The 26,010-nt window shown below is 41.5% G+C and carries 20 protein-coding genes; 11 read left to right on the top strand and 9 right to left on the bottom strand.

Annotated features, from left to right (window positions below):
- The first annotated feature begins 1 nt into the window (after position 1).
- The 3 genes from bglX to ACX3PZ_RS10115 all read left to right on the top strand — a co-directional run bounded on the left by bglX (position 2) and on the right by ACX3PZ_RS10115 (position 7,679).
- Positions 2 to 2,329, top strand: a complete 2,328-nt coding sequence (gene bglX, locus ACX3PZ_RS10125; RefSeq protein WP_459112710.1) for a beta-glucosidase BglX — start codon at positions 2 to 4, stop codon at positions 2,327 to 2,329.
- A 127-nt stretch (positions 2,330 to 2,456) separates the two neighbouring features.
- Positions 2,457 to 3,884, top strand: a complete 1,428-nt coding sequence (purB, locus tag ACX3PZ_RS10120) for an adenylosuccinate lyase (protein WP_459112709.1) — start codon at positions 2,457 to 2,459, stop codon at positions 3,882 to 3,884.
- A 105-nt stretch (positions 3,885 to 3,989) separates the two neighbouring features.
- Positions 3,990 to 7,679: a phosphoribosylformylglycinamidine synthase gene (locus ACX3PZ_RS10115; RefSeq protein ID WP_459112708.1), complete on the top strand. Its 3,690-nt coding sequence runs from the start codon at positions 3,990 to 3,992 to the stop codon at positions 7,677 to 7,679.
- A 78-nt stretch (positions 7,680 to 7,757) separates the two neighbouring features.
- Here the strand turns inward: ACX3PZ_RS10115 and ACX3PZ_RS10110 are convergent, their stop codons facing one another.
- Positions 7,758 to 8,129, bottom strand: a complete 372-nt coding sequence (locus ACX3PZ_RS10110; protein ID WP_459112707.1) for a diacylglycerol kinase — start codon at positions 8,127 to 8,129, stop codon at positions 7,758 to 7,760.
- 133 nt (positions 8,130 to 8,262) lie between these two features.
- Between ACX3PZ_RS10110 and dnaN the strand changes: the two genes are divergently transcribed.
- The 3 genes from dnaN (at position 8,263) to ACX3PZ_RS10095 (ending at position 12,551) form a co-directional block, all read left to right on the top strand.
- Complete coding sequence (gene dnaN / locus ACX3PZ_RS10105) at positions 8,263 to 9,390, top strand: DNA polymerase III subunit beta (RefSeq protein WP_459112706.1); 1,128 nt, start codon at positions 8,263 to 8,265, stop codon at positions 9,388 to 9,390.
- 238 nt (positions 9,391 to 9,628) lie between these two features.
- On the top strand, positions 9,629 to 12,028 hold the full coding sequence (pheT, locus tag ACX3PZ_RS10100) for a phenylalanine--tRNA ligase subunit beta (RefSeq protein ID WP_459112705.1): 2,400 nt from the start codon (positions 9,629 to 9,631) through the stop codon (positions 12,026 to 12,028).
- Between the two features lie 121 nt (positions 12,029 to 12,149).
- Positions 12,150 to 12,551, top strand: coding sequence for an META domain-containing protein (locus ACX3PZ_RS10095; protein WP_459084301.1), 402 nt, complete (start codon positions 12,150 to 12,152; stop codon positions 12,549 to 12,551).
- 140 nt (positions 12,552 to 12,691) lie between these two features.
- Here the strand turns inward: ACX3PZ_RS10095 and ACX3PZ_RS10090 are convergent, their stop codons facing one another.
- From ACX3PZ_RS10090 to ACX3PZ_RS10075, 4 genes are all read right to left on the bottom strand, one after another.
- On the bottom strand, positions 12,692 to 12,934 hold the full coding sequence (locus ACX3PZ_RS10090) for a hypothetical protein (protein WP_459084300.1): 243 nt from the start codon (positions 12,932 to 12,934) through the stop codon (positions 12,692 to 12,694).
- Positions 12,935 to 13,007: 73 nt separating this feature from the next.
- A complete protein-coding gene (locus ACX3PZ_RS10085) occupies positions 13,008 to 13,904 on the bottom strand; it encodes a 3-hydroxyacyl-CoA dehydrogenase family protein (protein WP_459112704.1) in 897 nt (298 codons plus the stop codon).
- A 36-nt stretch (positions 13,905 to 13,940) separates the two neighbouring features.
- Complete coding sequence (gene bla / locus ACX3PZ_RS10080) at positions 13,941 to 14,825, bottom strand: class A beta-lactamase, subclass A2 (RefSeq protein WP_459112703.1); 885 nt, start codon at positions 14,823 to 14,825, stop codon at positions 13,941 to 13,943.
- A 6-nt stretch (positions 14,826 to 14,831) separates the two neighbouring features.
- Positions 14,832 to 15,815 carry a Gfo/Idh/MocA family protein gene (locus ACX3PZ_RS10075; protein WP_459112702.1) on the bottom strand — a complete coding sequence of 328 codons (984 nt, stop codon included), beginning with the start codon at positions 15,813 to 15,815 and terminating at the stop codon, positions 14,832 to 14,834.
- 123 nt (positions 15,816 to 15,938) lie between these two features.
- Between ACX3PZ_RS10075 and ACX3PZ_RS10070 the strand changes: the two genes are divergently transcribed.
- On the top strand, positions 15,939 to 16,589 hold the full coding sequence (locus ACX3PZ_RS10070; RefSeq protein WP_459112701.1) for a protein-L-isoaspartate(D-aspartate) O-methyltransferase: 651 nt from the start codon (positions 15,939 to 15,941) through the stop codon (positions 16,587 to 16,589).
- Between the two features lie 50 nt (positions 16,590 to 16,639).
- A complete protein-coding gene (locus ACX3PZ_RS10065) occupies positions 16,640 to 18,628 on the top strand; it encodes a urocanate hydratase (protein ID WP_459112700.1) in 1,989 nt (662 codons plus the stop codon).
- A 289-nt stretch (positions 18,629 to 18,917) separates the two neighbouring features.
- Here ACX3PZ_RS10065 and ACX3PZ_RS10060 read toward each other — a convergent pair whose 3' ends face one another.
- The 3 genes from ACX3PZ_RS10060 to ACX3PZ_RS10050 form a co-directional block, all read right to left on the bottom strand.
- Positions 18,918 to 19,511: a DUF417 family protein gene (locus ACX3PZ_RS10060; RefSeq protein WP_459112699.1), complete on the bottom strand. Its 594-nt coding sequence runs from the start codon at positions 19,509 to 19,511 to the stop codon at positions 18,918 to 18,920.
- Between the two features lie 81 nt (positions 19,512 to 19,592).
- Positions 19,593 to 20,420, bottom strand: a complete 828-nt coding sequence (locus ACX3PZ_RS10055; RefSeq protein ID WP_459112698.1) for an AraC family transcriptional regulator — start codon at positions 20,418 to 20,420, stop codon at positions 19,593 to 19,595.
- A gap of 69 nt (positions 20,421 to 20,489) precedes the next feature.
- Positions 20,490 to 22,706 carry an NADP-dependent isocitrate dehydrogenase gene (locus ACX3PZ_RS10050; protein ID WP_459112697.1) on the bottom strand — a complete coding sequence of 739 codons (2,217 nt, stop codon included), beginning with the start codon at positions 22,704 to 22,706 and terminating at the stop codon, positions 20,490 to 20,492.
- A gap of 182 nt (positions 22,707 to 22,888) precedes the next feature.
- Between ACX3PZ_RS10050 and tpx the strand changes: the two genes are divergently transcribed.
- On the top strand, positions 22,889 to 23,386 hold the full coding sequence (gene tpx / locus ACX3PZ_RS10045) for a thiol peroxidase (RefSeq protein WP_459084290.1): 498 nt from the start codon (positions 22,889 to 22,891) through the stop codon (positions 23,384 to 23,386).
- 239 nt (positions 23,387 to 23,625) lie between these two features.
- Positions 23,626 to 24,042, top strand: coding sequence for an SRPBCC domain-containing protein (locus tag ACX3PZ_RS10040; RefSeq protein WP_459084289.1), 417 nt, complete (start codon positions 23,626 to 23,628; stop codon positions 24,040 to 24,042).
- 36 nt (positions 24,043 to 24,078) lie between these two features.
- On the opposite strand, the gene ACX3PZ_RS10035 is transcribed toward ACX3PZ_RS10040, so the two are convergent.
- Entirely contained in the window at positions 24,079 to 25,146 is a 1,068-nt protein-coding gene (locus ACX3PZ_RS10035; RefSeq protein ID WP_459112696.1) for a hypothetical protein, read from the bottom strand.
- A gap of 80 nt (positions 25,147 to 25,226) precedes the next feature.
- On the opposite strand from ACX3PZ_RS10035, the gene ACX3PZ_RS10030 reads away from it, so the two are divergent.
- Positions 25,227 to 25,862, top strand: coding sequence for a J domain-containing protein (locus ACX3PZ_RS10030; protein ID WP_459084287.1), 636 nt, complete (start codon positions 25,227 to 25,229; stop codon positions 25,860 to 25,862).
- Positions 25,863 to 26,010: the final 148 nt, after the last annotated feature.

The following is a 26,010-nucleotide window of genomic DNA, read 5'->3' as shown; positions in this document are numbered from 1 at the left end:
AATGAAGAAGTTAATTTTAGTTGCGCTCCTGGCTCTCAGTCCATTTGCGATGGCACAGGAGCTCGTCCATCAGCCCGTTCAAAAGTACCAAACGGCGGACTACCTGGCCAAAAAGAAAGTATTTATAGACCAGCTCCTTCAAAAAATGACCTTAGAGGAGAAAATAGGTCAGCTCAATTTACCGAGCGCCGGGGATTTCACCACAGGACAAGCGCAGAGTTCGGACATTGGAAAAAAGATTGAACAGGGGTTAGTCGGAGGGCTATTCAATATCAAAGGCATTGAGAAAATTAGAGCCGTTCAAAAAGTAGCGATGGAAAAGTCGAGACTTAAGATTCCCCTCCTTTTTGGGATGGATGTCATCCATGGATACGAAACCACATTTCCGATTCCCCTCGGGCTTGCCGCGAGTTGGGACATGGATTTAGTACAACGTTCTGCGCAAATTGCTGCAAAAGAAGCGGCTGCGGACGGGATTAACTGGACATTCTCTCCGATGGTGGATGTTTCAAGAGAGCCTCGATGGGGACGTGTCTCCGAGGGTGCAGGGGAAGATCCCTTCCTTGGAAGTGAAATCGCAAAAGCCATGGTGTATGGATACCAAGGGAAGGATCTTTCCCTTGAAAGTACGATTCTTGCCTGTGTAAAGCATTTCGCTCTTTACGGTGCACCGGAAGCAGGACTTGATTACAACACTGTGGACATGAGTCACACCCGTATGTTCAATGAATATTTCCCTCCTTACAAAGCGGCTGTGGAGGCGGGCGTTGGTTCCGTAATGGCTTCTTTCAATGAAGTGGATGGGATTCCAGCGACTGGGAATAAGTGGCTGATGGACGATGTCTTAAGAAAACAGTGGGGATTTGAAGGGTTCGTGGTAAGTGATTACACAGGAATTAACGAGATGGAACAACACGGTATGGGAGATTTGCAGACCGTTTCCGCCTTGGCATTAAATGCAGGAACCGACATGGATATGGTAGGGGAAGGCTTTCTCACTACGCTTCAAAAATCGCTCAAAGAAGGAAAAGTAACGGAGGCGCAAATTACCTTGGCTGCAAAACGAATTTTAGAATCAAAATACGATTTGGGGCTCTTTGAGGATCCGTATCGATACGGTAGCAAGAAAGAGGCAGAAAAAGAAGTTTTTAAACAAAAGAATCGCGACGAAGCAAGAAAAATTGCTGCGGCTTCGATGGTACTCTTGAAAAATGACAACCAGGTACTTCCTTTAAAGAAATCAGGAACCATTGCACTTATTGGTCCCCTGGTTAAAAATTCAGTCAACATGCCAGGAACATGGAGTGTTGCCACTACGCACGGAAGTGCAGTCACTCTTTTAGACGGACTTCAAAAAAGTGCGGGTAAAAATGTCAAGATCCTTACAGCTAAGGGTTCAAACGTAGAGGAAAATGAAACGTTGGAAAATGTGTACGCAGCCCATGGTAAAGTAGTAGATCGAGATTCCAGAGGGAAAGAGGCTCTACTTAAAGAGGCCGTGGATGTAGCAAATCAGTCGGATGTAATTGTGTTAGCCATTGGGGAAAGTGCAGAAATGAGCGGAGAATCCTCTTCACGCGCAGAAATCACAATTCCAGAGGCGCAAATCGATTTGCTAAATGAACTTAAAAAAACGGGCAAGCCGATCGCGGTGGTTCTTTTGACGGGAAGACCTTTAGCACTCTCAAATATGTACGAAACTCCGGATGCCATTTTGAACGCCTGGTTCCCAGGTACAGAAGCGGGACTTGCGGTAGCGGACGTGCTATTTGGAGAGGTGAATCCTTCCGGAAAATTACCTATGACCTTTCCTCGTAGTGTGGGGCAGGTACCAATTTATTACAACCATAAAAATACAGGCCGACCGCTCAGTCCGGAGAAAACTGCGAAATGTGAATACGAGCGATTCCGCTCAAATTACATGGACGAATGCAACACTCCGCTTTATCCGTTTGGTTTTGGATTAAGCTATACGAACTTTTCGTACTCTGAACTTTCTATTTCAGATAAGGCCCCGAAAGGAAATCAAACGATTGAAGCCAGTGTGACAGTAACCAATTCAGGAAACTACGATGGTTCGGAAGTCGTGCAATTGTACATTCGCGATTTGGTGGGTCGTAACACACGCCCTGTGAAAGAATTGAAAGGATTTGAAAAGGTTTTCCTTAAAAAAGGGGAAAGCAAAGTGGTTCGCTTCCAGATTCAACCCGAACTTTTAAAATATTACGACAATAAGCTTCTTCACGATTGGGAAGAAGGAGATTTTGACATTATGGTGGGAACGAATTCTCAGGACTTTAAAACGCAAAGAGTGCACTGGTCCAAGTAATCGAGTGAATCAATTTTGTATTCATAATCGCTGCCTTAGGGTGGCGATTTTTTTTCGCTCAAAACCGACTTTCATCTCTCAATTAAAATCCATAATTTTGCCTAAGTCTAAACCTTAAACCAATCGAATGAATTCCTACAAAAATCCATTGGAAGAGCGTTATTCCAGTGAGGAAATGCTTTTTAATTTTTCACCCAACAATAAATTTCGCACTTGGCGTCAACTCTGGATCCATTTGGCGGAGATTGAAAAAGAACTTGGATTAGAAATTTCACAAGAACAAATCGACCAGCTAAAAGCGAATCAGGACGATATAGATTTTGAAAAAGCAGCCGAATACGAGAAAAAATTTAGGCACGATGTGATGGCTCACGTCCATACGTATGGCGATGCCGCTCCTTTAGCCAAAGGAATTATTCACCTGGGTGCTACGTCCGCTTTTGTGGGAGACAATACGGATTTAATTCAGATCCGCGACGGACTTAAACTCATTCGAAAGCAACTGGTAGGCGTCATGCAACGTCTTTCTGATTTTGCAATCGAATATAAGGATTTGCCTACTCTTGGGTTTACGCATTATCAACCTGCTCAATTAACGACTGTAGGGAAACGTGCCACCTTGTGGCTTCAATCCCTAGTCCTTGATTTTGAAGAATTAGAATTCTTTTTAGACACCCTTCGTTTTCGTGGTGTAAAAGGTACCACAGGTACTGCAGCCTCCTTTTTAGAACTTTTTGAAGGGGATTATAGCAAAGTGAAGCATCTTGACAAAGAGCTTTCAAGACGATTTGGGTTTGAAAAAGTGTTCGGCGTTTCTGGTCAAACTTACGACCGGAAAGTAGATGCCAAAGTGGTAGCCCTACTTTCGAATATCGCACAGTCAGCCCATAAATTTAGCAACGATTTAAGACTGCTTCAGAATTTAAAAGAACTCGAGGAACCTTTTGAGAAAAATCAAATTGGATCTTCCGCGATGGCCTACAAAAGAAATCCAATGCGCTCGGAGAGAATTGGCGCGCTTGCCAAATTTGTGATGTCCCTTTCAAGCAGTTCCGCTATGGTGGCCTCCACCCAATGGTTTGAAAGAACTCTTGATGACAGTGCAAACAAAAGACTTACCATTCCACAAGCCTTTTTGGCGGTGGATGCCATTCTACTCATTTGGAATAATATTCTAAATGGGATCGTGGTTTATGAGAATAGAATTGGAAAGCATATTGAGGAAGAACTTCCGTTTATGGCCACAGAGTACATTATTATGGAAGAAGTGAAAGCCGGAGGTGACCGACAAGAGATTCACGAAGTGATTCGTCAGCATTCCATGGAAGCGAGCAAAAAAGTAAAAATGGAAGGAAAAGAGAACGATCTCTTGGAACGCATCTTAAGCGACGAAAGTCTAAGACTTGATAAGAGCAAACTAAGGGAGGTTTTGGATCCCAAAAATTTCATTGGCTTTGCGCCTATTCAAACGCAGGAGTTTATTGAGAATGAAGTTCAGCCTATTTTAAAGAAGTACGCTCACGAAATGGGCGGTAGTTCTGATTTAAAAGTATAAGGTAGTGCAGCCCCTTGGGGGCTGCCTATTTTTTTAAACAAAGTAAGAAGAAAGAGTACAATCTAGTAATTAAGCATTCGGCCTGAAAGCCGCATGAGAGTTGAAATGAAAAAAAGAATATTCGTAGAAAAAAGGGGTCTGTTTGATGTAGAAAGTCCAAAGATTTTGGAAGAGATTAAAGCAGTCGTACCTACCATTCAGTCCGTAAAAGTTTACAATGTATACGATCTTTTTGGTCTAAGCAGCGAGGAGTTTTCCAAAGTGGTTCATACCACGTTTGTAGATCCCGTGACGGACGAGCTCCACGAAGAGAATCCAGCCCAAGGTCTCTACTTTGCCACGGAATATCTTCCCGGTCAATTCGACCAAAGAGCGGATTCGGCAGAGCAGTGTATTACGCTGCTTACCGGAAATGACCAAGCAGAAGTCCGCAGCGGTTCTCTTATTGAACTTCAAGGAGTAAGCTCAAGCGATATGGACCTTATCAAGGAGCACCTTATCAATAAGGTGGAAAGTCAGGAGAAGAATCTTGAGGTTTTGGAAATTCCAAAACAAGAAGAGCCCCAACCTGTCCCGATTCATTCCGGCTTTACAGCCTACACTAATGCGCAATTAGAAAAGTTCCATAAAGAACATGATTTTTCATTTGATATGGAAGATCTTACCTTCATTCAGTCTTACTTTCAAAAGGAACAAAGAGATCCTTCAGAAACCGAACTTAAAGTACTAGACACGTACTGGAGCGATCACTGTCGCCATACGACCTTTGAAACGGAACTTACCTCTATAGAGTTTGAAGGGTATCAAAAGGAGGTGCTCGAGCGCATATATAACGATTACCAATCCAAAAGAGCCTTTTTAAAGCGAGAGCATAAAGCTATGTCCCTTATGGACATTGGAACGATCGCAGCAAAGTACTTATACAAGACAGGGAAATTAGAAGACTTGGTGGTCTCTGAAGAGATCAATGCGTGCACAATTGAAATAGAAGCGAACTACGATGGAAAGAAAGAGCCGTGGTATTTGCTATTCAAAAATGAGACGCACAACCACCCTACAGAAATTGAACCCTTTGGGGGTGCCTCCACCTGTTTGGGAGGGGCAATTAGGGACCCTTTGTCGGGTCGTGCTTATGTGTACCAAGCAATGCGACTATCCGGATCGGGTAATGCATTAGAGCCTGTTTCTCAGACGCTGCCCGGAAAACTTCCTCAGCGTACGATCTCGAAAAAAGCAGCCAGTGGATACTCTTCTTATGGAAACCAAATTGGACTGGCTACGACGTTAGTCGACGAAATCTACCATCCTGGATACAAAGCGAAACGTATGGAAGTAGGTTTTGTAGTGGGAGCTGTGCCAAAAGATTGGGTAAAACGTGAAGAACCTTGTCCAGGAGATTTAGTGATTGTCCTTGGGGGTGCCACAGGACGCGATGGAGTAGGCGGTGCCACAGGAAGTTCCAAAGAACAGGACCAAGACTCTATCCATACACTTTCCACTGAAGTTCAAAAAGGAAACGCCGTCGAGGAGAGAAAAATTCAAAGGCTTTTCAGAAATCCTGAAGTCACAAGACTGATTAAAAAATCCAATGATTTTGGAGCCGGTGGAGTTTCCGTAGCCATTGGAGAAATTGCCTCGAGTTTGTCCATTCATTTAGACGAAATGCCGCTTAAATACGAGGGCCTTAGTGGAACTGAACTTGCGATTTCGGAATCTCAAGAAAGAATGGCCGTGGTGATCGAGCCGGGCGACAAAGAGAAATTCATTTCCCTTTGTGAAAAAGAAAATATTCATGCCTTTTCCATTGCGAAAGTGGAAGATTCGGGTCGCATGCAAATGTTTTGGAAAGGAGAGAAAATTGTGGATTTGAGTCGTGAATTTTTGGACACCAACGGGTGTCGAAAAATACAGACTGCCAAAATATCTCATTTAAAGCCTTACAAGGAAGATTCGATCGAATTTTCAAAAGAAAATTTCCTTAGTCTATTAAAAGATAAGAATGTAGCCTCTCAAAAAGGGCTTCAAGAAATGTTTGATGCCTCTGTGGGAGGAACGACCGTGGCGATGCCTTACGGAGGAACCTACCAAGAAACCCTGATGGAAGGAAGTGTGCAAACCTTGCCTGTGATTGGAGCAAAAGACGTAGATACGGTTTCGTTCGCCTCTTGGGGATTTGATGCGCACCATTCAAGTGAAAACTCCTTAAGTGGATCCGCTCTTGCGGTCGTAGAAAGCGTCTCTAAGATTGTGGCAATGGGCGGAGATTACCGCACTATTCGTTTGAGCTTTCAAGAGTATTTTGAGAAATTGGGTCAAGAGCCTGAGAAGTGGGGAAAACCACTATCTTCTCTACTGGGTGCCTACGATGCTCAAATGAATTTTGAGCTGGCCGCGATTGGTGGAAAGGACAGTATGAGCGGGTCTTTTGAGAATTTGAATGTGCCACCTACGCTTATTTCTTTTGCTTGTGCACACGGGGAGAAGAAGAATGTTATTTCACCGGAATTTAAAAAAGCAGGGAATTATATTTACTATTTCAATCATACGCTCGATGCGAGCGGAATGCCTGATTATGAGTCGTTAAAAGCGGTTTATGGAGAAGTCCATGAGATGATCAGAGCCCAAAAAGTAGTGTCTGCTAAAACGATTAAAAAAGGCGGTCTTGCCGTAGCAATAGCCAAAATGGCTTTTGGTAACCGACTGGGTGCTGTCGTTTCGACTTCAAAAGAAAGTCTGTTAACCAGTTCACTTGGAAGTTTAGTTCTTGAGTCTACTGAGCCTCTTGACAGTTCCCACTTTGTAGAAATTGGAAAAGTCTCGAGTGAACCTATTTTGCAAATTTCAGAAGAAAGCTTCTCAATCGAAGAGCTTTTAGGAGCTTACAAAGGTACATTTGAATCGCTTTTTCCAACCAAAGAAAAGGAGGTTGTCCTTTTGAACATAGACGAGAGTTTAAACTCAATTAAGTCTTCTCCACTGATAAGAAGAGGCCATGGAATTGCAAAACCTAGGGTTTTTGCACCGGTTTTTCCAGGTACAAACTGTGAATACGAGACCATCAATGCATTCGCAAAGGAAGGGGCTATTGTAAACAGTTCAACCCTTGTGAATTTGACCACAGATTTGCTAGAGCAAAGCATTGAGAATTGGGTTAAAGAAATTCAGAATTCTCAGATTCTCGTGTTCTCTGGAGGATTCTCTGCGGGCGATGAGCCGGATGGATCCGCGAAATTCATTGTGAACGTGCTTAAGAACGAGCGAATGAAAGAAGCCGTCATGAACCACTTAGAGAAAGATGGGATGATTCTAGGCATCTGTAATGGTTTCCAAGCACTTGTGAAATCAGGTTTACTTCCCTACGGGGAAATCCGAGATCTGGATGCAAGTTCTCCCACCTTAGCACATAACTCCATTGGTAGACATATTTCTCAAATGGTCCGTGTAAAAGTAGTAAGTGAGCATTCCCCTTGGCTAGCGGGAACCTTAGGAGAAGAATACACAATTCCGATTTCCCATGGGGAAGGAAGATTTGTTGCTTCCAAGGAGGCGATTGAAGAGCTTTACCAGCATGGACAAATCGCAACCCAGTATGTAGATCTCCAGGGGCAAGTAGCCCACGGAATGCCTTTTAATCCAAACAATTCGTTTTTTGGAATTGAAGGAGTGACCTCCAAAGATGGAAAAATATTTGGTCGAATGGGGCACACAGAGCGATTTAGCGAAGGACTAATGAAAAATATTCCAGATGCAAATTACCACAATGTCTTTAAAAACGGAGTGGATTACTTTAAATAGGAGATTCATTTACTAGAATACGGAGAAGGCGGGAAGCAAAAGGTTTCCCCGCCTTTTTTTTAGGATGCCCATGCAGAATTATGCTTTGAGTATCAGGGCTCTTAGGTGAGGTAAATAGATTACAAGTCCTACGAAAAGAGCAAAGAGGGAAGCCAGTAGTACAGCGCCTGCTGCTATGTCTTTAATGAGTCCAATTTTATCGTTCCTATTAGGCTCGATAAAATCCGCCATTTTTTCAAGAGCCGTGTTTAGGAGCTCCATGCATAGAACAAGTGCACACACGAGCAGCAGAATTGAAATTTCTACATAGGTTAGATCAAAAATAACAATGAATACGAGGTTTAAGACGAAGGCAAAAAGCTCAATTTGCAAATTGCGCTCGGTGCGAACTGCATGTTGCAGTCCGTTAAGCGCATTTTTAAGACTGGAAAGAAAAGTTTTGTTGTTCATATTGAGTAAGGGAAAGGTAGGGAATCTAGGAGAAATTCCCATAATAAAAAGAGAGAATATTGTTAATAACTAAAGCCACAAGTTTTCTCTATTTTCCCTTTATTTGTTATATTTGTAGAAATTAAATTGATTTATGAAATTTATCGTTTCAAGTGGAGAGTTGCAAAAAGCATTGCAAACCGTAAGTGGAGTGATTTCAAGCTCTCAATCCAGACCAATTTTAGAAAATTACCTATTTGCTTTAGATCAAGATCAATTGCAAATCACGGCTTCGGATGGAGAAACTACGCTTATTACAAGTCTAGATGTAAAATCTGATGAGTCCGGAAGATTTGCGGTGCCTGCGAAGATTTTTCAAGATTTTGTGAAAACCTATGGAGAACAGCCTCTTACTTTGTCAGTAAAAGACAACGATGAGGGGGTGGGAAGTCTACTTGAAATTTTAGACGAGAAGGATAATTTTGCAGTGGCCTTGGACAATGCAGAAGACTATCCTGAACTATCTGAATTTAATGCTACTCAAAAAGTAGTGATTCCTGCAGGGGTTCTTTCCGAAGCCTTAAACAACACTTTGTTTGCGACTTCAAATGACTCTTTACGACCTGTAATGACCGGGGTGTTATTCCAGTTTACAGAAGAAGGGACGAATTTTGTTTCCACAGATTCGCATCGTCTTGTGGTTTACAATAGAACAGATCTTGTGGCAGAACCGATGGAGTTCATCATGCCGAAAAAGCCACTGGCTATTTTCAAATCAATTTTATCGAACACAGCGGAAGAGGTATTGATTGAATTCGCTGACAATGTAGCGAAGTTCACATTTGGAAAAAACATTTGGATTTGCTTATTAATTGATGGGAAGTATCCAAATTATACAGCAGTCATTCCAAAGGAAAATCCAAACATTCTAACAATCAATAGAGCTCTGCTTCTTCAAGCGATCAAAAGAGCCTCTATTATGGGGAATAAATCCACGAATCAGGTCCGTTTTAAATTGTCTGGTAACATATTGCATTTGCACACAGAAGATCCTGAATATGCAAACAAGGCAGATATGCAGATTCCTTGTGATTACAACGGCGAGGATATTAACATTGGATTTAGCTCTAAGTTCATAACAGAAATGCTTTCTGTTCTTGCATCAGATGACATTACCATTAAAATGTCAATGCCAACCCGTCCTGGAATTATTGAACCCATTGACGGTTTGGAAGACAATGAAAATTTATTGATGCTTTCCATGCCTGTCATTGGGATGTAAAATGCAATCAAATTCAATGGACTCAAATTCAAAGTGGGTGCATGGATTAAATAAATACAGTAGGAGCTTGCATAAGTCGAGCTCCTATTTTTTTTTAGGCAGTAGACTAAATGGAATTTAAGTTCTTTTGAATTCATTTTGGGGAGAGAATCCTTTTGAATTTCCCAGAGCTATATTTTAATGTCTGCTCAAAAATACCGATATTTGCGCCCGTATCTGTACACAAATTTAAGAGTAAATGAAAATCTCAAACAACTGGTTAGGCGAATACCTGAACACCGATTTAAAAATAGAACGCATAGGAGAAATCCTAACCGATATAGGTTTAGAAGTGGAAGGCATAGAGCCTTTTGAAACCATTAAAGGGTCTTTGCAAGGAATCGTTGTGGGTCAGGTAATGACGTGCGAAAAGCATCCCAATGCGGATAAATTAAAAGTAACCACAATCGATGTGGGCGCTCAGAGCCTACTGTCCATCGTGTGTGGAGCACCCAACGTGGAGGCAGGTCAGAAAGTAGCGGTTGCCACTGTGGGTACGAAGATCTATGCAAAAGATGGAAGTTTTTTTGAGATAAAAAAAGCCAAACTGAGAGGAGAAGTTTCAGAAGGAATGCTTTGTTCCCAAGTGGAATTAGGCGTTGGTGAGGACCATTCTGGAATTATGGTTTTAGAAGAAGATTTATATGAAGTCGGAAAACCTCTAAGCGATTATATTGAAGTAGGGAGTGACCATGTTTATGAAATTGGTTTAACCCCTAATAGAACCGATGCAATGTCCCATTACGGAGTTGCGAGAGATTTGCATGCTTATTTAGCCAGCAATTCTCAGAAGTCTGATTTTGAGAAATTAGCGCCTCAACCCATGGAAGGGCAAAACGAATCTGATTTAGAGATTGTAGTAGAAGATTCAACTTTAACGCCTCGCTACGTGGGCGCTTTCGTGGAAAATGTAACCATAGAAGCCTCACCCGAATGGCTTCAAAATAGACTCCTAGCCATCGGTCTATCCCCAATCAATAACGTGGTAGACATTACCAATTACATTCTTCACGGCCTAGGTCAGCCCTTGCATGCTTTTGATGCAGACAAGATCGAAGGCCACAAAGTAAAAGTAGGTACGCTTGCGAAGGGAACGAAATTCACCACCCTAGATGGAGTGGAGAGAAGCCTTTCGGGAGAAGAAATTATGATTAAAGACGGAAGCGATAATCCCATGTGTATCGCAGGGGTCTTCGGAGGAATGAATTCGGGCGTAGGAGAAGAGACTCAAAGGATTTTCCTAGAGAGTGCGTACTTTAATCCTGTAGCAGTCCGGAAAGCAGCCAAATATCACGGATTAAGTACGGATGCCTCTTTCCGTTTCGAAAGAGGAGTGGATCCTGCTCAAACGAAAACAGCACTTTCGTACGCAATTAAATTGATTGAAGAGATTGCAGGTGGACAGTTGGTCGGTGAAGTAATCGATCTCTATCCAAGCGTGATAGAGGGGCAGTACGTCGTTTTACGCTATTCAATGCTTGATCAAATCCTTGGAATTAAAATCCACAGAGAGAAGGTCAAAGAAATTCTAAAGTCTCTAGACATTGCTATTTTAAATGAAATTCAAAATGGACTCGAACTTTCGGTTCCTACCTTTAGAGCGGACGTAACTCGAGAGATTGATGTCATTGAAGAGATCCTTCGTATTTATGGATACAATAAGGTGGAATCGCCTGCGAAATTTTCGTTTTCCCCTGTGAAATTGAGTACAAATGACCAAGACGAACTTGAAAATTCGTGGGCTCGAACGCTTCAAAGCGCTGGGTTTAATGAAGTAATGAATAATTCTTTAACCTCGATTAAGGATCCAAAGGATGCCGTTAAATTACTAAATCCATTAAGTGGAGAGTTAGCGTACCTTCGTACGTCTCTGCTAGAGGGTCTATTGCAAAACGCAGCCTATAATATCAATCGAAAAAGTGCAGATTTAAAGTTTTTTGAACTAGGAAAGATTTATCATAAGACGAAATCCTACTCAGAGCGCAAGCAACTCGCCCTGCTTACCACCGGTAAGGACCAGGCAGAGAATTGGAGGTCGCAAGGAGAAGTAAGCGATTTTTATCGCCTTAAAGGATATGTATCTCTTCTCTTACAGCGCCTTGGGCTTAAATGGGAAGAAGAAGTGCTAGAGGACGCGCGATTTAGCGATGGCCTTGCTTTGAAAGTCGGAAATCAAATTGTGGCAAGACTTGGAATTGTTTCAAAAGAGGCGTTAAAGTCAGCAGATGTAGATCAGAAATGTTACTATGCAGAAATCGAACTTCAACTGGCCCAGAGTCTGAGAGAAACAGAGAATCTTAAATTTCAAGACCTTCCTAAGTTTAACGTGATTCGTCGTGACCTCGCTTTGCTAGTAGATAAAAATGTAAGCTATAGTGAGCTTAAAAAAGCAGTAGAGAAGAAGCCTTCCCGCTATTTACGTAAAGTGAACTTGTTTGATGTTTACGAAGGCAAAAACCTACCCGAGGGTAAGAAATCCTACGCGCTAAGCTTCGAGTTACTCAACGAAGAAAAGACACTCGAAGAGAAAGAAATTTCTCAGGTGATGAATCAATTGATCGCTTTGTTTGAAAATGAATTTGGAGCAACTCTTCGTTAAGGGATCTTGAAATTCTGAATTGCGCAGCGCTGTAATAGGCCTATTTTTTGATTAGAAAAAGCTTAAATTCAAGACGCAGTCCGATTTTTATTTATACATTTGATTTGCAAAATTACATTTTATGAAAAATATTTGGTTAGTTCTATTCGCGTTTCTTACCCTCGCTTCGTGTACAGCGATTGGATCCGTGGGTAAAGTAGGCTCGAAGCAAACGAGTATTGCAAATACGCAGTGGACCGTAACGGAATCCGTCTCAGGTCCAAAACCTACGCTCCTAATTGAAGAGCAAAAGATTGCAGGGAATGCAGGCTGTAATTCTTATTTTGGAGGTGTTGAGCTAAACCCATCCGTGGGTGGTTTTTCAACTTCCGCACTCGGATCGACAAGAAAAGCTTGTGAAGATATGACGACAGAAACGAACTTTCTTGGTCTTCTGCAAAGTGCAACGCATTACGTTGTGAATGGGAATACCCTTGAATTGTACAAAGACAATTTACTTCTTATGAAGTTTACAAAAAACTAAGAAAGGAATCTACTTTCAAAAAACAATACCGCCGAGAGAAGCTCTAGGCGGTATTGTTTTTATAGACCTTTTACTTAAAAAAACAATCTGCTTCCGGAGGAAAGCAGATTGCATATTTTAAGTATTAGAAACTAAAAGAATTAGTTCTCTTCGTCTTCTTCGTCGTATTTGGCTAATTCTTCGTCACACCATGTGAAAGCCATTTCTACTACTTTAGTGGCTTCGTCTGCCATGGTTTCTTCGTCATCTCCTTCAAGATCGTCTAACCATTCTACTTCTTCTTCCTCTACGTTAAGGATAAATCTTGGATATTCTGTATGAACTACAAATAAATCTTCCGGCATTTCGGAATTGTCGGCTAATAAAAATTTAGGTATTTTCATTTTTGTAATGTTTTAATGGGGTCAAAGATAAAGAAAATTGTTTTAGCAAATGAATCCCCTATTTTAAATTTTGTTAAAATCCGGTTGCAAAACTTTTAGCTACAATTTCTGCTTTTTTTGTGGTGGAATAGTCATAAAACCCTTCTTTTGATTTTACTCCTAGTTTTCCCGCTCGTACCATATTTACGAGAAGAGGATTGGGAGCGTATTTCGGGTTCTTAAATCCATCGTGCATTACATTTAAGATAGCAAGACAAACGTCTAATCCAATGAAATCTGCAAGTTGCAATGGACCCATAGGGTGCGCCATTCCTAACTTCATTACTGTATCAATTTGCTCGACACCTGCTACGCGGTTGTATAGGGTCTCAATCGCTTCATTGATCATAGGCATTAAGATTCGGTTGGCCACGAATCCGGGATAGTCATTCACTTCCACTGGCGTTTTGCCTAGAGCCTTGGACCATTCAAACGTTTTGTCAAACGTTTCTTTAGAAGTGGAGAACCCTTTAATGATTTCCACAAGTTTCATTAGGGGTACTGGATTCATAAAATGCATTCCAATTACTTTTTCAGGTCTGTTTGTAACAGATGCGATTTGGGTAATGGAAATAGAGGAGGTATTGCTGGCAAGAATACAATTCTCAGGCGCAAGTTCATCCATCTGTCTGAAAATCTTTAATTTTAACTCTAAGTTTTCCGTCGCGGCTTCTACAATTAATTCTGTCTCGTCGATGGCCTTGCTTAGGTCTGTGAATAGCGTGATACGATCTAAGGTATCCTTTTTTAAAGCTTCGGTAATGGTTTCTTTCGAAAGCATCCGATCGAGATTAGAGGTGATGGTTTTTAGTCCATTTTCTAGGGCCTCAGTAGAAACGTCTACCAAGTTTACTTGAAATCCATTTTGTGCAAAGGTGTGCGCGATTCCATTGCCCATGGTTCCTGCGCCAATTACTACAATCTTGTTCATACTATTTTTTTTATTCTTCCTTTTTAGTTCTTATTTTCATTCCTGTTCAACGTAATAATCGTAAATCCATTTCGAGATCGTCGCGATCATTTGCGTGTTTGTTTTGTCATCTAATTTCGAATCTGAAATTAGAATGGAAAGTGCGTAATGGTTGTTTTTGGGAGTGGTTACAATTCCAATGTCGTTTTCCGCTCCGGTGAGACCCTCCTTGTTTTTCCCAGATGCGCCCGTTTTGTGGGCCGTGGATCCCTTAGGGAGAAGCGCTTTCATTTTATTGCTGCCGGTTTTTGTATTGAGCATTACTTTATAAAGAAAAGCGGTTGAACTTTCTGATAAAGTTTTTCCCTCATAAAACAATTTGAGTAGAGAACTTAGTTCTTTTGCAGATGCCGCATTCTGATATTGACGCTCCCAATCTTCGTGCATTTGCTCTTCATTAAATAGAATCTGGAATTCCTTAAGTCCAAAGCTGCGAATAAACTTCTGCGTTTGCAAAGGTCCACCCCCTAATCTTAGTAGAACATCGCAAGCATTGTTGTCACTTTGCGCAACGGCATATTCAATGAGTTCACCGAGCGAAAGAGTCACATCGCCAGTAGGATATTTTACCTTTAAAGGAGACCAGGTATTGTCTAATAGTTCTTCTGCTTTGACAAGGATAGGACTCGTAAGGGAGTAGGTTCCTTTGTCGACAAGAGAAAGAACTTTGATTGCGATGGGAAACTTAAATACACTTTGCATCGGCAAGGCCTTATTCTCGTTCCAGTGAAACTGAAGTGAATTTTCAATCCCGATTGCAGAGACCCCTAGAGTGAGAGGTTTCCCCTCTGTTAGCGTTTTAATTCGTTCAGATAATGACTGTGCGGAGCACTGGATAGAAATTAATCCAAACAGAAGTAGGAAAAGGCTGTATCGAAGCATAAGAGATTAATTAGAAGGTGTTGGAGACTTTTGAATTAAGTTCATGATTTTAAGGGCCACTTCCAGTGCCTCCGTTCCATCTTCAAGAGAAACTTCAACTTGGTCATCTTTTGCAATTGCTCTTGCGAACGCGTTGAGCTCATCCAAGATCGCATTGTTAGGTTCGATTGCTGGATATTCAAAAAGTATTTGATTTTTTTCACCCTCAGAACTCTCAATGATCATATCAAAATCGGAAGGGTTTTCTGGCGCGTCTTTCATTCGGATTACCTCTGCTTTTTTTTCTAAGAAATCGACCGATATGTATGCGTCTCGCTGAAAAAATCTAGATTTTCGCATGGCTTTCATTGAAATTCGAGAGGTGGTTAGGTTCGCAACGCAACCGTTCTCAAATTCAATTCTAGCATTGGTGATGTCGGGCGTTTTTGACACGACGCATACACCGCTGGCATGAATGTCTTTTACTTTTGATTTTACAATGCTTAAGAGAATATCAAGATCGTGAATCATTAAGTCAAGTACGACCGAGACATCTGTTCCCCTGGGATTGAATTCCGCAAGACGGTGAATCTCGATAAACATGGGATCCTGAATGTACTGCTTGGTGGCAATAAAGGCAGGGTTGAAGCGTTCCACGTGTCCAACTTGAGCCTTGATCTGATGCTCGTTGCAGAGCGAGAGAATTTCTTTCGCTTGTTCTAAAGTTTGAGTGACGGGTTTTTCAATAAAAAAATGAATTCTTTTTTCAATTGCTTTTAAAGCGTATTGATAATGATAAAGAGTAGGAGTAACAATGTCTAGCATGTCAATTTGATCCAAAAGCTCCTCGAAATTCTCAAAGTACCGGTATCCAAATTCTGCTTCAATTTTTCGGCCGTTTTCTGTGTCGGCGTCATGGAAGCCCACGAGATTATAGTGTTCGCTTTGTTGTAGAAGTTTTAAGTGAATCTTCCCCAAATGCCCTGCGCCCACGAGACCTGCTTTAATCATGCTTTATTATTTTTGTAAAGATATGGATTCGAAAAGAAAAATGAAACTCTTTGGCCTATTTACCTCCGTGGAATGTGAGGAGAAAGCCCATGGAATCTCGTTTTTAATTGCTATTTTTGTCCTATGCCAGATAGTTTTGTACACAAAGGAAAGCGCCGTAAGCTCGTAGAGTATCTCCATCAAAAACTAGGAATCGAAGATTCCCTAGTGCTTGAGGCTATGCAAAGCGTACCCCGTCACCTTTTCATTGAAAGTATCTTTGCAGATTACGCCTACGAGGATCGGGCTTTTCCGATTGCGGCTGGACAAACCATTTCCCATCCCTCTACTGTGGCAGAGCAAACGCAATTGCTACAGGTGTCTTCAGGGGATAAAGTGCTTGAAATTGGTACCGGAAGTGGATATCAAACCGCAATTCTGGTTGCGATGAAAGCACTCGTTTATACGGTGGAAAGGCAAAAAAGCTTGTTTGATTTTTCTTCTGAGAAATTAAAACAGATAGGACTCCGAGCTAAGTTTCATAGTTTTGGCGATGGATTTAAAGGGCTTCCAACGTTTGCCCCCTTTGATCGTATTTTAGTGACTTGCGGGGCTCATGAGCTTCCCACCGAACTTCTAAAACAATTGCGAATCGGTGGAATCTTAGTGATACCGTTAGGGCCTCAAGAAGAACAAGTGCTAATGCGCTTTACTAAGATTTCAGAAACAGAGTTTGAAAAAGAAGACTTTGGTGCCTACAAATTTGTGCCGATGCTCGGCAAGACCCACAAGTAAATTTGCGCAATTTGTCCAAAAATTGTACTTTGGTCAAAGACTTATTTTACATGACTTTTCAAGAACAAATACAAGCGGGAATCCCAAGTGAACTGCCTGCTGAGAAAGCGTACGATTCTAAAATCAATCATGCGCCAAAGCGCAAAGATATCCTAAACAAAGAAGAAGTGAATCTTGCACTTCGCAATGCACTTCGGTACTTTCCGGAAAAATTCCACGAAACATTAGTCCCTGAATTCAAACAGGAACTTTTGACCTATGGGAGAATTTACATGCATAGGTTTCGTCCTGAATATCCAATGAAGGCACGAGGGATTGAGCAATATCCTGGAAAAAGTATGCAGGCAAAAGCAATCATGCTCATGATTCAAAACAATTTGGATCCAGCGGTGGCCCAGCACCCTCACGAATTGATTACGTATGGAGGGAACGGCGGTGTTTTCAGTAATTGGGCGCAGTACTTACTTACGATGCAGTATTTAAGTGAAATGACAGACAAGCAAACCCTGGTGATGTACTCAGGTCATCCGATGGGCCTATTCCCTTCCCATGAAGAGGCTCCCCGAGTCGTGGTCACGAACGGAATGGTCATCCCGAATTATTCCAAACCAGACGATTGGGAAAAATTTAATGCATTAGGGGTTTCCCAATACGGTCAGATGACCGCAGGTAGTTATATGTATATAGGTCCACAAGGCATTGTGCATGGAACTACTATTACTGTACTCAACGCATTTCGTAAAATAAACAAGGATCCTAAAGCAGGACTTTTTGTAACCTCCGGTTTAGGAGGAATGTCCGGTGCCCAGCCCAAAGCGGGGAGCATTGCTGGATGCATTACGGTGTGCGCTGAGGTAAATCCGAAAATTGCAAAAATCCGTCACGAGCAAAAATGGGTGGATGAAATTATTGAAAATCTAGAGGAGCTGGTTGTTCGTATTCGAAAAGCAAAAGAAGAAAAACAAACGGTTTCACTTGCCTACTTAGGGAATGTAGTAGAAGTTTGGGAAACGTTGGATGAGGAAGGAATCACAATTGATATTGGTTCCGATCAAACCTCTCTTCATAACCCATGGGCTGGAGGATACTATCCGGTGGGCCTTAGTTTTGAAGAATCGAATCGCCTAATGGCGGACAATCCTGAAGCTTTTGCAGAAAAAGTTCGGGAGAGTCTCCGTAGACATGCTCGAGCAATTAATAAACATACAGACAACGGCACTTATTTCTTTGACTACGGGAATGCGTTCCTGTTGGAAGCCAGTCGCGCAGGAGCAGAGGTGATGAATCCAAATCCTACACTTGGACGAGAGTTTAGATACCCGAGCTATGTGCAAGATATTATGGGACCTATGTGTTTTGATTACGGGTTTGGTCCTTTTCGATGGGTTTGCAGTAGTGGGGATCCGAAGGATTTGGAGCAAACCGATCGCCTGGCTTGCGAGGTACTAGAGGAACTACTGAAAGTTTCGCCTCCTGAAATTATGCAACAGATGAAAGACAATATTCATTGGATCCAAGAGGCGCAAAAAAACAATTTGGTAGTAGGTTCCCAAGCGAGAATTCTCTATGCGGATGCACAAGGTAGAATGAAAATTGCCGAAGCATTTAACCAAGCAATTGCGGCAGGAATAATTGGTCCAGTCGTTTTAGGACGCGACCATCATGATGTTTCAGGAACGGATTCTCCGTACCGTGAAACCTCAAACATATACGACGGTTCTCGATTCACAGCCGACATGGCCATTCAAAATGTGATAGGGGATAGTTTCCGAGGAGCGACATGGGTTTCTATTCATAACGGCGGAGGCGTCGGTTGGGGAGAAGTAATTAACGGCGGATTTGGAATGCTATTAGACGGGAGTCCTGAGGCAGACCGAAGATTAAAATCCATGCTTTTCTGGGACGTTAATAATGGAATTTCTAGGAGAAGTTGGGCCCGGAATGAAGGGGCGACTTTTGCCATTAAACGAGCTATGGAACTTGAGCCCAATTTGAAAGTGACTCTCCCAAATGCTGTGCGTGACGAATTGTTAGATTAATATGCATTTGGAATCCGATAATTTCACTTGTGATATAAAGAAGTCTCACTGTATCTTAAACAATATCGAAAATTAGAATATAGGAAACGCTCGCAATTCGTCAATTGCGAGCGTTTCCTATTTTAGGACCCTCTAATTTGATTTGTCTACCTATTTGTGATGGAGTTGGATAAAATTAACCTGTCCAAATACCTAAATTTAGTACGTTATTCTTTCTAGGAATTCTTATAATCACTTATTTTATCCTTTTTGGAACCGGCAATTCTGACTTTTGTTTTGGCTGAAAACGTTAGTCCATAGCAATACTTTTTAATGATTTCCTTCGTAGCACTTCCCCTGCAGCATCACTGGCACAAACTAGGCCTCCAAAAAGCATAATTATATCTTTGATTACAAGTCGACCTGCCGCCGAAAGAAAAGGAAAACCATGGTCAGGCCCACCCAAATCTGCAACCCAAGTCTCTGGGGTTGTGATTAGGAAGGATAAGGTTACCAAAGACATTCCAAAGGTTAAAAGTCCACCTAAGACTCCAACTCTAGGTAGCCAAATACCAAGTAAGACCAGCGTACCAATTAAGAAAATTACGGTTCCTAAAGCATAGGAAAAGACATACGTTCCATTGGATTGATGCCATTTAATGTTTTGGGGTACTACTTCTCCCTCTTTGTTTTTGTGTTGCTTATAAGAATCCGCATCAGAGGTATTTTTTTGATAGAAGAAGCTCATAAATGGAGAGTTTGCTACAAAAGGCACGATACCGTCGGCCTCGTATTGAAAGGCTTTTAAGCCGCCAATCCAAGCCATTACGACAAAGATAGAAATTCGTAGGCCGTGAATAAAAGGCCTTTTACTAGAACTAAGAAATTCAAAGAATGCTGTCATATTTTGTTTTTTCAAAGGTAGGGCGATTGCCTTCCAAAGAAAATGGACAGTTATGGAAAATGAATGGATAAATTTGCCTCTTTAGGACGGCTGTGCTACAATTGAGATGCCTACATGCGTTCGAAATTCACTAGGAGAAAGTCCTGTATGTTTTTTGAAAAAACGACTAAAATAATAGGCATCCTCAAAACGCAGTTCAGAAGCAATGGTTTTGATTGAATCACGCGTTAAATGAAGTTTTTTCTTTGCTTCTAAAATTAGACGCTCGCTAATAAGTTTAGAGGGCGGTTTCCCAAATTCTTTCTTTATCTTTTTAGAGAGTGCGCTAGGCGACATATGCAAAGCATCGGCATAAAAGGAAGTGTTTTTTTGTGTGGTGAAATGTGCTTCGACTAGTTCTTGAAATGGACCCAAATGATCAGAAAGAGGACCTTCTTGTGTAGTACTTGTTAAAAAATCACTTTTTTTCTTCGTGCACAAGGCTAAAATCAGTTGCAAGTAGGATTGCGAAATTGACCTAGAAAACGAGTCCTTGATGGAAACTTCTTTGATCTTCTGAATTAGAGAAATAAGTTCCTCAATAGATTTAGCATCCGTAGGAAAGTGTGGCTGTAAATAAACGTTGTTGAAAAGGAGTCCATTGCATGCCACTTCTTTTTTGTGGTATTCAATGCAGTAGAAGTCTCCATGAAATTTTAGTCCCCAAACTTCTCGTTGGGATTCTATATTTAGGCAGTGGCTTTGGTAAGGGGAAGTAAATAGCACCGTAGGTCCTTGAAAAGGGTAGGAGATTCCCTCAAAGGTTAAGCTTCCTTTGCCCTCGAAAAGATAAAGCCTATAAAAGGAGTCACTTTTGGTGTTTTCTACTTGCTTTCTCGACTTAGAGAAGACTGTCAACGAATTTTCCACGATGTAAAAGTACAAAAAAAGACCTCCGCAAAAAGTGCGGAGGTCAGCAGTATTCATTTGAGAATGGGACTATAAAGAATTTATAATCTCATTTAATACCGTACTTGGTCTCATCGCGTTTTCTGTTTTTTCTCTGTCTGCATGGTAGTATCCGCCAATGTCTTGGGCAGAGCCTTGCGCAGCGATAAGCTGCTCATTGATGAGCGTCTCGTTTTGCTCCATTTTGTCTGCAATAACCGCAAAGGTTTTTGCCAGCTCTAGATCTTCACTTTGATTTGCGATTTCACGAGCCCAATACATGGCTAAATAGAAGTGAGATCCTCGGTTGTCAATCGAACCTAATTTACGTGCTGGCGATTTGTCATTTTGTAAAAATAGGGCGTTGGCACCGTCTAAGGCGTCAGCAAGAACTTTGGCTTTTGGGTTGTCTTGCGTTTGCGAGAGATGTTCTAAACTGGCTTGCAAGGCTAAGAACTCCCCTAAAGAGTCCCATCGCAAATAGCCTTCTTTGATAAACTGTTCGATATGCTTTGGAGCCGAACCTCCTGCGCCTGTTTCAAAAAGACCCCCTCCGTTCATAAGCGGAACGATGGATAGCATTTTGGCTGAGGTTCCCAGTTCTAAGATTGGGAACATGTCCGTTAAATAGTCTCTTAGGACATTCCCGGAAACGGAAATTGTGTCCTTTCCTTCACGTCCTCGTTTTAAGGTTTCAAGCATTGCGTCTTTTACATCCATAATTCGGATGTCAAGTCCGCTCAAATCATGGTCTTTTAAATAAAGTTCCACTTTTTTGATCATTTGCGCATCGTGCGCTCTGCCCTTGTCTAACCAGAAAATGGCAGGGGTATCGGATAGGCGGGCGCGGTTTACTGCTAATTTCACCCAGTCTTGAATAGGTGCATCTTTGACCTGGCACATACGGAAGATATCTCCGGTTTCTACAGTCTGCTGGAGAAGAACTTCCTTATTTTCATTTTCGATTCTTACGGTTCCCGCAGACTTCAATTGGAATGTTTTGTCGTGAGATCCGTATTCTTCTGCTTTTTGAGCCATAAGTCCTACGTTAGGAACGGTACCAAAAGTTTTGGGATCAATAGCCCCGTTTGCTTTCATGTCGTTCACAATGGCATCGTAAAATCCAGCGTACGTACGATCCGGAATTAGACATACAGTGTCCTCTTCTTTCCCTTCCTTGTTCCACATTTTGCCTCCTCCTCTTACTAAGGCTGCCATCGAGGCATCCACAATAACATCTGAAGAAACGTGGAAGTTGGTAATTCCTTTGTCAGAATTAACCATGGCAATGCGAGGCCCTTTTTCCATTGCTTGCTGCAAATCTCTTTTGATTTCAGCTTCTTTCGCATTCCCTTCGATTTTTTCATAAAGGGTCGCTAATCCAAAGTTAGGATTGATATCCAAAGATTTGAAGGTATCTGCATATTTCGCAAAAACGTCTTTGAAATAGGTTTCTACCACTGCGCCAAAAATAATAGGGTCCGAGATTTTCATCATCGTCGCTTTTAAATGGGCAGAAAGAAGAACGTCCTGAGCTTTTGCTCTATCAATGGCATCTTGAACACTTGCTTTAAGAGCGGCCAAATGCATCACAGAGCTGTCAATGATTTCTCCTGCTAGTAGGGGCGCGAAATCCTTCAAAACAGTTTGCTCTCCATTTGCAGCCTCAAATACGATTCGGTATTTGCATGCCGACTCTATTGTGGTGGAGGTTTCTGTCGCGTAAAAATCTCCTGAATTCATGTGCGCAACCTCGGTTTTGCTGTCTGGTGCCCAAGTGCCCATACGGTGTGGGTTTGCTTTTGCGTAGTCTTTTACAGATTTTGGGGCTCGACGGTCGCTATTACCTTCTCTTAGGACAGGGTTTACTGCGGATCCTAAAACCTTTGCATAACGGGATTGAATTTGCTTCTCTTCTTCGTTTTTTGGTTCTGTAGGATAATTAGGTATTTGCAGTCCTTGACTTTGTAATTCTTGGATCGCTTCCTCTAGTTGTGGAACCGAGGCGGAAATATTCGGAAGCTTTATAATGTTTGCTTCTGGGGTCTTTGCTAGTTCTCCTAGCTGAGTTAAATAATCGGGAACAAATTGCTCTGAGGAAAGTCCTTCAGGGAAGTTTGCTAAAATTCTGCCGGCAAGAGAAATGTCTGGAACCTGAATTTCAACTCCTGCTTGTTTCGTAAATGCCTTTACGATCGGCAGAAATGAATTGGTAGCCAGCATAGGCGCTTCGTCCGTAAGGGTGTAATAGATTTTTGCTTGTGACATTATTGTGTTGTTTTTGATTTTAATTTATAGGATTACAAATTTACTGAATTTTAACAAGAACACGAAGTTTAGCCTAGACCACAATCGGAATAAGTACAAGATTTTTAATAAAGTTTTAACCCTCTGTTAGGAAAGGTTGTAGAAGAAATTGACTATCTTTGGGAGAGATAAATTTATACATTATGGCAAAAATCACATTAAAAGGAAATGAAATTAATACTGTAGGAGAGCTTCCTACGTCAGGCAATTCCGTAAAGGATTTCACGTTGGTTAATCAAGATTTGGAAGAGAAAAAACTTGCGAATTACGAGGGGAAGAAAAAAGTATTTAATATTTTCCCAAGTATTGATACGGGAATTTGTGCTGCGTCTGCGCGTGAATTTAACAAACGAGCTACGGCTTTAGATGGTACCGTGGTTATTAATGTTTCGAAAGATCTTCCATTTGCATTGGGTCGCTTTTGCGCAGCAGAAGGTTTAGACAATGTCGAAACACTTTCTGATTACAGAGGAGACTTTGGAAAAGAATACGGAGTGGAAATTAGCGACGGACCAATGAGAGGTCTTTTGTCACGCGCCGTGGTAGTAACGGATGAAAATGGTAAAGTGTTGTACACAGAGCAAGTGCCTGAAATTACAACCGAACCGAATTACGAGGCAGCGATCGAAGCCTTAAAATAAAGAGAGAAACTAGTTCTTTAAAAAAAAGTGCACTTTACTCAAGTGCACTTTTTTTGTGTGATGAAAGGGAAAAATTTTATTATACACTTTAAAGAATCCAGTAAGAATAAGGAATCCATGGTTTTTGTGTGGGGAAATACAAATTTAAGGGTGCGAAAAGGGTCCTTTTTTTTTTAATTTTAGAATCGAGCGTTTGACTAGCACTATTTATTTTACTTATCTTTATCAAAAATTAACGTATGGAAACAATCAATTCTGAGGTGATGCTGCTGGCTCCCGTAGAAAAGGTTTGGGATTCTTTTTCGGATCCTAAGCATGTCGTAAAGTGGTTTTTTGTGATTCAGAGCCAGAGATGTGAAAGCGCGGTCAACGAGTTAAGAGAAGGAGGGACTTTTCGCTATGTAATGAGCACCAAAGACCAAGGTTCGGGATATGATTTTACCGGCACGATTAAAACGTTTGTTCCCCGAGAACATATCTCTATTGTTCTCACAGACGGTCGTGAAGTAGAATTTAATTTCCAGGCCATCGACCAAGATGCCACGAAATTTAGTATGGTATTTGAACCAGAAACCAAAAATACTCACCAAACTCAGAAGCGTTTTTGGGACGTGGTCTTAAGTAATTTTGAAAAATATGTTGAGAATCTCAAATAAGAGATTTCTAGTCCCTTGCCTTTCTATTTTGACCCACTAGAATTTAGAGAGTAGCGAGGAAGTTTTCTCGTAGTTCCGCACAGTATGATTCAAAATAGCTGCTACAATATCCCCCATCGTTTTGCACTGCAGCAGCGCCGGATCTCTTAATTCGGCGTAAATTTCGTTTTTTAGTGTCTGGATTTTTTCCTCACTAGAGAGAGCTTCTTTCCGCATGATGCGAAGCAAGGTCGAGATTCTCTTTTTGGCTACAATCATGCGTTTTGCCATTAAAGAGCGCTCTTCGTGTTGGTACTGTTGGATGGAAGAGGTCTCAATGTTGTCCATCACAAGTTTAACATAAGGGAAGTTTTCCTTAAAAAATTGGGGTTTGTATACATTCGAGCGTCCTTCGTAGCTTTGTTGGTCAAAGTCAATGCTTCGAATTCTGTATTTAATTTCATCAAAGTCAGGCGTGAGAACCATCACAAAATTGTAAGATCTTTGGTCGCCAAGAAGTCTTAAAAAGCAGCGCTCATTAAATTTTACAAATTCTTTTGCGATTCGTTTTTTGTTTTGGTTTTCATCCATCCACTTGTTTAGAAAAACATCGCCAGGGATCCCTGAGACATGCTCTTCAATGAGTGTATCGCGGTAGACAAGAAAGTCGATACGATTGGGAGAGAGTAGATACTCTAGTTCAAGTCCATAGACGCGGGAGGCGTCTGCTTTTTTGACATAAAAATAGTCGTGAATGTCGTTATGGGAGTTTTTGATCTTGATTCGAAAGGGGTGGGAGTTTCCAAAAGTACAATAGTCAATACTGTCCACTTTTAGATGGGATTTTGCCTCTTGATTTCCATCGGAACGCAGACGCTGATAAATTTCAACTAAACCTGCATGCAGTTCTATCATTTCATGGTAAGGGTACATCACGCCTTCCCAAAGGGTGTCATTGCCTTCCTGATCGGTAATAGGAAAGTGTTCAGTGTAACGCAGAAGGTCTTCGTATTGGACGCTTAATTTTGCAACCCGATCAAATCGTTTTAAGTAATGTAGGAAAGGCTCACTAAGAAGGTATGAGGGCTTTTTTTTGGAGATTTTGATGTCTGCGCCGTTTTCCATTCGTGCCTACTTTTAAGTTTAGAACTTAAAAGTAAGGAAAAAGAATTACAATTGCTATTTTTGCCTATAGAATACTGAACTTGAAAAATTACTATTACTTTCTCGGCATCGACTCGAAATCTACTCTGGAAGAAATCAAATCGGCGTACCGTAAGCTTTCCCATAAATACCATCCTGATAAAAATTCGGAAGATCCCTTTTTCAATCGGCGATTTACGGATTTGAAGGAGGCCTACGAAATCCTTTCGGATCCGGAGTCTCGCTCTATTTATGATTCTTGTTTGGAGGCCGATGATAGAAGTCCTAGAAGTCCTTTGCCACCCGTCATTAAATCCTTTACGGTCAATAAGCTACAGGGAGAAAAAGGAGAAGAGGTTATCTTGAAATGGAATACCTTGCATGCGGACGTAGTCAAGATAGTCCCCTTTGGTCTGGTAAAGTCTTTTGGAGAGAAAACTATCGAATTGCCTGAATTTGATCAAGGGCAATATCAGATCTTACTCCATGCTCAAAACACGCTTCTGCGTAAATCGGTCGTGCAAGGAATCACCATATATGATAAAACTCATGTTTCGCAAAAGGAGGTTCCTTTTAATGAGAAAAGCAAAAAACAAGGGGAATTGCAAGAGAAAAGACAAAGTAGGATAAGAGGGCAGGTGGGATGGCTGGTTTTGCTTGTCTTATTAGCGCTACTTGCGCTCTACTTATTTCGCTAAGAAATCCGTCGTATGAGCGTTAGGCCATTTTTAATCGACCGGGGCATTTCTTGCATCGTTTGCCCTTTTTGAATTTTTTACAACACTTCTTTTTTCCACAATACATCGCCTCTGCATTACTGCGTGCAGGGGCTAAGGGCGCGATTCG

This window comes from Chryseobacterium sp. A321, assembly GCF_054489265.1.
This window is presented reverse-complemented; position numbering and strand designations above follow the sequence as displayed.